Origin of the sequence: Neptunomonas sp. (assembly GCF_041601355.1) — a bacterium.
Lineage (GTDB): Bacteria > Pseudomonadota > Gammaproteobacteria > Pseudomonadales > Balneatricaceae > Neptunomonas.
In genome coordinates this window covers 1-5,956 of record NZ_JBFIIH010000177.1, presented here as the reverse complement: position 1 = coordinate 5,956, position 5,956 = coordinate 1, and the positions used below count along the sequence as shown (strand labels likewise).

The following is a 5,956-nucleotide window of genomic DNA, read 5'->3' as shown; positions in this document are numbered from 1 at the left end:
TGACGATGGTGTCGATGGGCAGGCCTGAATAGCCGCGCCATTGGCCGGCGTGGATGCGCTCCACCATGCTGCCCATCTGTGTCAAATTGACGTGAACATCTTCTGCAATGTTGTGTTCATCCAGCAGCAATTCACTGTTCGACGGCAGGCGCAGTGCTGTGTGCAGGGCGGGGCGGTTTTCGGAGCTGTTGATGGTATCACCCGAGAACAACCGCGCTTTCCAGTCATCAAGCTGGCAATCAGTCGCCAGTGCTTTTAATAACGACAGCGTGGTGGGTGTAATGCGCTGTTTGGAAAAGTCGAGCAACAGGTGTTGATGGCTGACGCTGAGCGTATCGAATCGGCTTGTTAATTCACTTCCCGAAAACAGATCGCGTAGGTGCGTGTCTTTCATTACTGCAGCGTGATCGTCGAGTGCCTTCCAGGCCGGTGTTTCGTTTACGCTCAAGGTTCCATCTCCTCTGAATACATATCAGGCCATTAGCCGCCGGTTAACTGCGCTTATGTTAACTGCACTTATGTTAACAGCGCTTATAAAGAGCCGAGAAACGCTTTGAACTCTTCAGCGGTTTCTTCATGATGCATACCAAACACAACATTAGCTTGCAGAAATCCGAGTTTGTTGCCGCAATCGTAGGTTTTGCCGCGCATGCTGTAGGCGTGTACCGGCGCTTCGCTAATCAGATGGTCGAGGGCATCGGTGAGCTGGATCTCGCCGCCGGCACCGGGTTTGGTGTCTTTAAGCAGTTCCATGACGCGTGCCGGTAGGATGTAGCGACCGACAATCGCTTGATTGGAAGGGGCCTCTGCCTGTGGTGGTTTTTCTACCATGCCAACGATGGGTTGGCTTTTCCCCGGGCTAAGCGGTTTACCGGCGCAATCTACCACGCCATAGCGCTCAACATGTTCCATAGGTACCGCCTCTACCATGATCTGAGCGGCGCCGCTGTTGTGATAGTCAGCTACCATGTCGGTCAGGTCAGATTGGCCGGCTATCGGGTTGTGAATCAGCATGTCGGGTAGCATCACGGCAAAGTCATCATTGCCGACGACGGGCGCCGCACATAACACCGCATGACCCAGCCCGAGGGGTTGGTTTTGGCGCACTGCACAAATGCTGACATCAGCAGGTAAAATGTCGCGCACGGCTTTTAATAATGCCTCTTTACCTTTACGAGAGAGTTCGGCTTCAAGTTCGTAGTGCTTGTCAAAATGATCTTCTATGGCTGCTTTGCCATTACGTGTGACCAGAATGATCTCTTTAAAGCCTGCTTTTATCGCTTCCTCAACCACGTGTTGAATCACCGGTTTGTCGACCACGGTCAGCATTTCCTTAGGAATTGACTTGCTCGCTGGCAAAACACGGGTACCTAACCCCGCGACGGGTATGACAATTTTAGTAAGTGCAGACATCCATTTGCTTCCTGTTCATGTTGAGCGAAACGAGTTCTTGTATAGGGTTTATGTATAGCGCTTCTGTAAAGTGCTTTTATATAAGAGTATAAATTTTAAAATAACGGGCATTCTAGCATGGCTTATGTGACAAAAAACGATTTCAATGCTTTTGATGTGTAATCTATTGCTATATCAGGTTTATGGGTGTAATGAGGGCTGTTAATTTGTCAGCATAACGGATAATATTAGACCAATTTATTGCGGTGCAATATATTTGATATGGCAATCCGGCGTTGTCAATATGGAATCAAACGGATAATAGAGGATTACCTCCATGGAAATTACGAATAGTCGTTCTGGTGTTCACGCGTCATTGTTGATCTCTTCAACACTCTTGACCTCGTTGATTGCACTTCCGATGTCGGCTCAGGCCATTGAACCAGCGTCTGTGTCTTTGGGGCCTGTATCAATGATTCCTCAACTGACGATGCGAACAGGTCGCGATGATAATATCTTTTTGACCTCTAGCGACGAAAAAAGCTCAGCCGTGACCGTGATAAATCCGGTGGTACAGTTTATTGCCGAAGATGGCGCGAATGCCTATAAGCTGACGGCTGATGTCAGACAGGGTATTTACCACAGTAGCCAGGATGATAATTACACCGATATGCAGTTGCAGGGTGATGCGAACCTGGTTTTTGATGTGCGCAATAAACTCGACTTGCTGGCTGCTTATCTTAAGTCGCACGAAGCGCGGGGTACCGGATTAACTGAAGGTGCTAATGCGACTGTTAATGATGCACCTATTAAGTATGATGAAAAAACAGCCGGCGCTACTTACACCTACGGTGCTGATGAAGCGCAGGGGCGTATTGTTGGTAAGCTTTCTTATACCGTTCGCGATTATACTAATTTTCGCAGCCTGACTACGTCCCGTGACCGCGATACATTAAGCACCGGCGTTACCTTTTACTATCGTGTGATGCCCAAAACCTCCTTGTTGTTTGAAGCGCGCCGTACAGAGATTGATTACCAGAATGAAGTGGTCGGTACATCGAGTCTGGATAGCAGCGAATGGAAGTATCTTGTTGGTGCAACCTGGGATGCGACGGCTAAAACCACGGGTGTAGTGAAAGCCGGTTATGCGCAGAAAGATTTCTCTGCTGCCGATAGAGATGACGAAGGCGCGTTTACCTGGGAAGCTGAGGTGAGCTGGGCACCACGTACCTATTCTACCTTTGTGTTGCGCTCCGGGCAGGAGTTGGAAGAATCTAACGGTGCCGATAACTATATTGATACGAGCACTACCAGTTTGACCTGGGATCATGCCTGGGATGATCGTCTGAAAACGGCGCTGGCTTATGGTTTTACCAGTGAAGAGTATGACCTGACCAGCCGTAAAGACGACACCAACAGTTTTTCTGCCGGGGTGTCATATGATCTGCGTCGTTGGTTAACAGTAGGTATGGATATCACCCATGCTGAGCGTGATTCTAATCAGGCTGGGTTTGATTATGATAATAATACGCTGGTCATGACCGTCCAGGGCGCTTTGTGATTTTATTGAAGCAATGTTTTAAAGCGAATGTTTAAGGAATGATTTAAGGAGTATGTTTTAAGATGTTGCATCGTTTTTGTGTTTTGTTTTGCTTATTTTTTGCCTGTCAGCTGTCATACGCGGCAGGACCTGATCAGGCATCTGCCGGTGCTGTGGGTGTTGGTTTTTCTGATTACCGTTTAGGTGCGGGCGACCAGCTTGGCATCCAGGTGTTTGGCGAAGATGATTTGAGTGTTCAGGTCAGGTTGAGTGATGCCGGTACCATTTCTTATCCTTTCTTGGGTGAGTTGCGGGTTCAGGGAATGACGATTGGTGCGTTAAGTGAGATGATCACCAGCCAGTTATCCGATGGCTATTTAGTCAACCCCAGCGTAAACATAACGGTACTGGAATATCGTGAATTCTATATTGATGGCGCGGTTAAAAGCCCTGGTGCCTATCCTTACCAGCCCGGATTAACACTGCAGCGCGCTGTATCGCTGGCCGGTGGCTTTACTGAGCGGGCGTCTTCCAGCAAGTTTTATATTTCTCATGAAGGTAGCACCAGCAATAATAGTAGCCAGAAGGCTTCGTTGAGTACGCCGGTTACACCAGGTGATGTTATCAACATAGAAGAAAGCTTTTTTTAGCTGTTGCTTATTTTTAATCTGGCTAGCGTAAAGCCAGCTTTTTCTAAGCAGCCGGTGTAAAGCAAGTAGATAAATGCCTGCTATCTACAGTGAGTTAACTTACAGAGAACTAAACAGAACATGGAAATTCAGAAAGAGCAGGGAGCTATAGACCGCCTGCTGCACGAAGATGTAATCGACTTACGCCAATATTGGCAAACCATTATGCGCCAGAAGTGGGGCATTATCGGCTTTGCGTTTATTGTGACCTTATTAACGGCGCTGGTGGTTTTTTCAATCACACCTATCTATCGTGCCACCGCTACGCTGCTGATTGAATCGCAACAGGCGAACATTGTCTCTATCGAAGAGGTTTATGGGCTGGATGGTGGTAAATCAGAGTATTTCGAAACACAGTTTGAGATCCTGAAATCTCGCAGCCTGGCTGAAAAAGTCGTGACGAAGCTGGATCTGGTGAATCATCCCGTTTTTAATCAGCCGGAAAAGTCATTGTTGCCGTTTGATCTGAATTGGCGTGAATGGCTGCCATTTGAGCTGCCGGTAGCAGAAGAGCGCGTAGTCACCGACACCGCTAAATTTCGCAGTATTGTTGATCAGTTTATGGCGGGTTTATCGATTAGCCCGATGAGAAAAACTCAGTTGGTGAAAATTGCCTATGAGTCTTCCAATGCTGAGCTAGCCACGTTGATCGCTAATACCGTGGGTGAGAGTTATATCGAGAGCAACCTGGATGCTAAGTTACAACTGACATTAAAAGCATCTTCCTGGTTAAGTGGGCAACTGGAAGGTTTGCGTACCGAGCTGACCAAGGCTGAGCAGCGGTTGCAGGAATATCGCGAGAAAGAGCAGATTGTTGGCGAAAGAGGCGGCTTGAATATTGCCGGGCAGGAGCTTGAACTGGTTGCCGGTAAGCTGGTTGATGCCCGCCGTGATCGTCTTGAAGCAGAAAGTTTATATAATCAGGTGCGTGCGATTGGTAAGAATAATCCGTCGCGTTTGGAGTTAGTGCCTACGGTGTTGCAGCATCCGCTGGTGCAAAGCATGAAAGAGTCGTATGCGCGGGTTGAGCTGAAGCGTTCTGAGCTGGCTAAGCGTTATGGTGCGAAACATCCCACCATGCAGGCAGTTGATTCTGAGCTGGGCAATGCCAGATCGGCGTTGAATCGGCAGATTTTGTCGATCGTTAATGGTATTGAAACCAATTACAAAGTGGCGTTGGCTAATGAGCGCTCGCTGGAATCGGCACTGGATGGCACCAAAGGCAATATCCAGAACCTCAGCCGTAAAGAATACAAGTTAAGTGAATATCAGCAGGATGTTGAGACTAAGCGTGCGGTCTTTAATACCTTCCTGACGCGTTTTAATGAGACATCTGCTACCGGTGATCTGAAAACAGCGAATGCGCGTGTGTCTGATCCGGCGGTTATTCCGTTGTATCCGGTAAAACCACAGAAGCAGAAGATTGTCGCGCTGACGTTTGTTGTTAGTGGGATGTTTGCTGTGATGTTTGCCTTTGTCTTGCAGGCATTGAATAACACGGTTAAAACAGCGTCTGATGTGGAAGGTAAATTAGGTGTGGTGATGCTGGGCTTGCTGCCATTGTTGCCCAGGAATCGGAAAAAACCTCATCAGAGTTATGATATGTTTATGGACGATCCTCAGTCGAGCTATGCTGAATCGTTGCGCACTATCCGTACCGGTTTGATTTTATCGGCATTGGATAATCCGCATAAGGTGGTGTCTGTGACCTCGACTGTGCCGGGTGAAGGTAAGACTTCGTTGGCGCTGGGTCTGGCGTTCGCCACCGGTCAGGTGGAAAAAGTCTTGCTGATCGATGCGGATCTGCGTCGTCCTTCAATTGCAAAAGCCTTGGGGCTTGATCGTGCCGCGGCCGGATTATCCAGCTTGGTTGCTGGTACAGCGGCTATTGATGAGTGTATTCAGCATTTCGAGGCGGGCAATATTGATGTGATGCCTGCGGGGATTATTCCGCCAAATCCGTCTGAGTTGCTCTCTTCTAAGCGTTTTGCTGATGTGTTGACGCAGCTTGAAGGTCGTTATGATCGCATTATTATTGATACCGCACCGTCGCAAGCGGTGAGTGACGCGTTGGTATTGGCGCCGCTGGTGGGTGCAATGATCTACGTTGTGAAGTCAGACTCAACGCCTTATCAGCACGCTAAAAATGGTTTAAAACGCCTGCGAGAAGCACATGCACCGGTTATTGGTGTGGTGCTCAATCAGGTGGATGTCAAAAAAGGTGCTAAATACTACGGCGAGGAGTATGGCGGCTATTACGATGTCTATGGTTATAGCAGCGAAAAAGCATGATAGATCTGCATTGTCATCTGTTGCCGGGTGTTGATGATGGTGC

At 48.3% G+C, this 5,956-nt stretch carries 4 protein-coding genes and 1 pseudogene; 3 read left to right on the top strand and 2 right to left on the bottom strand.

All coding sequences use genetic code 11. The features are described 5' to 3' along the window. Positions 1-448: pseudogene (locus ABY436_RS18370) on the bottom strand (glucose-6-phosphate isomerase); the annotation flags it as partial. Between the two features lie 83 nt (positions 449-531). Then, the gene (gene galU / locus ABY436_RS18365; protein WP_372740381.1) at positions 532-1,413 is read right to left on the bottom strand and encodes a UTP--glucose-1-phosphate uridylyltransferase GalU; all 882 of its coding nucleotides are present in this window, start codon (positions 1,411-1,413) and stop codon (positions 532-534) included. A gap of 316 nt (positions 1,414-1,729) precedes the next feature. Between galU and ABY436_RS18360 the strand changes: the two genes are divergently transcribed. The 3 genes from ABY436_RS18360 to ABY436_RS18350 all read left to right on the top strand — a co-directional run bounded on the left by ABY436_RS18360 (position 1,730) and on the right by ABY436_RS18350 (position 5,913). After that, positions 1,730-2,953 carry an outer membrane beta-barrel protein gene (locus ABY436_RS18360; RefSeq protein WP_372740380.1) on the top strand — a complete coding sequence of 408 codons (1,224 nt, stop codon included), beginning with the start codon at positions 1,730-1,732 and terminating at the stop codon, positions 2,951-2,953. Positions 2,954-3,015: 62 nt separating this feature from the next. Then, positions 3,016-3,582, top strand: a complete 567-nt coding sequence (locus ABY436_RS18355) for a polysaccharide biosynthesis/export family protein (protein WP_372740379.1) — start codon at positions 3,016-3,018, stop codon at positions 3,580-3,582. A 120-nt stretch (positions 3,583-3,702) separates the two neighbouring features. After that, complete coding sequence (locus ABY436_RS18350; RefSeq protein WP_372740378.1) at positions 3,703-5,913, top strand: GumC family protein; 2,211 nt, start codon at positions 3,703-3,705, stop codon at positions 5,911-5,913. Positions 5,914-5,956 lie beyond the last annotated feature (43 nt).